Annotated in this window: 5 protein-coding genes; 3 read left to right on the forward strand and 2 right to left on the reverse strand. The window is 51.1% G+C overall.

The window, feature by feature from the left end; all coding sequences use genetic code 11:
• The first annotated feature begins 99 nt into the window (after positions 1-99).
• Complete coding sequence (locus IGW03_RS37475; RefSeq protein WP_194727459.1) at positions 100-315, forward strand: EAL domain-containing protein; 216 nt, start codon at positions 100-102, stop codon at positions 313-315.
• A 180-nt stretch (positions 316-495) separates the two neighbouring features.
• On the opposite strand, the gene IGW03_RS37480 is transcribed toward IGW03_RS37475, so the two are convergent.
• On the reverse strand, positions 496-663 hold the full coding sequence (locus tag IGW03_RS37480; protein WP_194727460.1) for a hypothetical protein: 168 nt from the start codon (positions 661-663) through the stop codon (positions 496-498).
• A 70-nt stretch (positions 664-733) separates the two neighbouring features.
• Positions 734-952 carry a hypothetical protein gene (locus tag IGW03_RS37485; protein ID WP_194727461.1) on the reverse strand — a complete coding sequence of 73 codons (219 nt, stop codon included), beginning with the start codon at positions 950-952 and terminating at the stop codon, positions 734-736.
• 39 nt (positions 953-991) lie between these two features.
• Between IGW03_RS37485 and IGW03_RS37490 the strand changes: the two genes are divergently transcribed.
• Complete coding sequence (locus IGW03_RS37490; protein WP_194727462.1) at positions 992-1,501, forward strand: PilZ domain-containing protein; 510 nt, start codon at positions 992-994, stop codon at positions 1,499-1,501.
• 6 nt (positions 1,502-1,507) lie between these two features.
• Entirely contained in the window at positions 1,508-1,708 is a 201-nt protein-coding gene (locus IGW03_RS37495) for a hypothetical protein (RefSeq protein ID WP_194727463.1), read from the forward strand.
• Positions 1,709-1,942 lie beyond the last annotated feature (234 nt).

The following is a 1,942-nucleotide window of genomic DNA, read 5'->3' on the forward strand; positions in this document are numbered from 1 at the left end:
GAGCGGCCGCATTCTGCGCTCGGCAATCGGACGCCGGCCTCGGTAGGCCAGCAACGATGGCAAAATCAGAGTGCTTGAACTAGAAGACTAACGAGAGCAGTGGCTACAAATTTCCATATCAGGTCACTTGGTGTTGCACACCATCTCGGGTTGCACGTTGTGGCAGAAGGTGTGGAAACAGGCGAACAAGCAGAATTTCTGATTGCAAGCGGATGTGAAACGATGCAAGGCTATCTGTTTGCGCGACCCATGCCGCTTCAAGATTGGCTCAAGCATGCAGGTGGCAGACAGAAAGCTGTGCTGGCCACAGACTAACCCAACCTCTGTCTATCATGCAGACAGTCTCCGAGCCGCCATCGAGAAAATGCTCCAGGATTGGATCAGCAGCTCAAGCGACATGAAGACTGAGTGATGCTGGCCCTTCCGGTTATTCAATCCGCATCACAACTGTTATTCACCGGTGAATAACACAGGAAGTGCCGACGCATTCCCCCTTTAGGGCTGGTCCTTTTCTTTAGTAACCTTGACTTCAAAAGGTTGGAGGAGCTGCCGTTGGGGCGGCTTGATGACGTTTCGGAGAATTTGCGCTGTGATGCGTGTTCTGGCAGCATCAGCGATCCCATAGCGATTCAGGGAATCGACATCGCCTTTCAAGGTTTTCATTTGCGTTGCCATTGTTTGCTTTCACTGTATATACAGACAGTTCAGGCATTCTACCGTATCTGTCTTCACATCAGGCACTTCCGGCCTGCTCCCCGTGCAGCATACTGCTCACAACGTCATTCTCAACGTCGCCTACTGTGTTATCAGCAACGGTGACCATGCCAAGTATGGCTTTCAAAAGGATTAACGCCTCATCAGCGTGCAAAACTGATGGCATTTTTCTATCGAAGGCGACCGACATTGAGAAATTTCTCAACGCGGCTCTTGAACTTGGCATAAGCATTCCCATCTACCTTATATCTCCTCCCAGTCTTTAGGTTTGGATTTTATGGCCCGCATTGAGTATTGCTCTTGCGGGCTTTTTTACAGCCATTGCAACAAAGATATTCCACGACACCTGCCATGGAAATCCCCGCTTCTTCAAAGTTTGATGCGCCGCAACAGATGTTTCAGTTCTGAAACAGATATTGTCACGAGAAACTACAATGACTCCATGTATTTGGTTCCTTCTAGTGAAGAGCGCGCATACCAGCGTCGTCAGTTTTCCTTCGATGCGAAGGTACTCATGGACGATGTCGGCCCCTACCCCGTCATGACGGTGAATATGTCACGGAGTGGTCTCAGTCTACTCAGTCAACGTCCACTCGATATCGGTCGTAACTACGCGATCGCGATTGATGTTCCAGACAGTCCGCGACGCATCAATGCCTGGGGCACGGTGGTCTACTGCGATAGCACTCCTGACGGCTTTCACACAGGTGTCCGGTTTCTAGATATGGATGCCTATAGCAGCGCCTGCATCGACGACCTTCTGACTAGCCATGGGGAGGTACGCTAAGCTGCCATGAAGATCAAAGCCCGTAACGAACAGCACGACCAGTTGTACACACCCAAAGACGGCCAGCGGTATATCGTCATTCTGCATGACGGCCGCAAGGTGGAAGGCCAATGGAGCGTAGCGGCTTCCGGTTTCTATCTAGACGAGACACAGTCGATCTTCGTCTTACAGAAGGAAGCCTTCGACTGGTGGCCAGCGAGCGTTTAGCCTTTATTGATGGGCCATTTGCTTACTGAATGGTGGGGCGATCTCGCCCTTGATTCACATCAATAACGGTACTAACCGTACCATTCTCTTGCTCTGTACAATCGCACTGTCAAGCGCGGAGTAAAAGTGAGCCACTTTGCGGGCCTTTACGCGGCCGAATTCTGAGCCACTGACTTGACTGCATTGCCGACGAAGCCGGCTTTCTTCTGTTTCCTGAGTCGGTAACTATCCCCC

Origin of the sequence: Noviherbaspirillum malthae, assembly GCF_015352985.1 — a bacterium.
Classification (GTDB): Bacteria; Pseudomonadota; Gammaproteobacteria; order Burkholderiales; family Burkholderiaceae_D; genus Noviherbaspirillum; species Noviherbaspirillum malthae.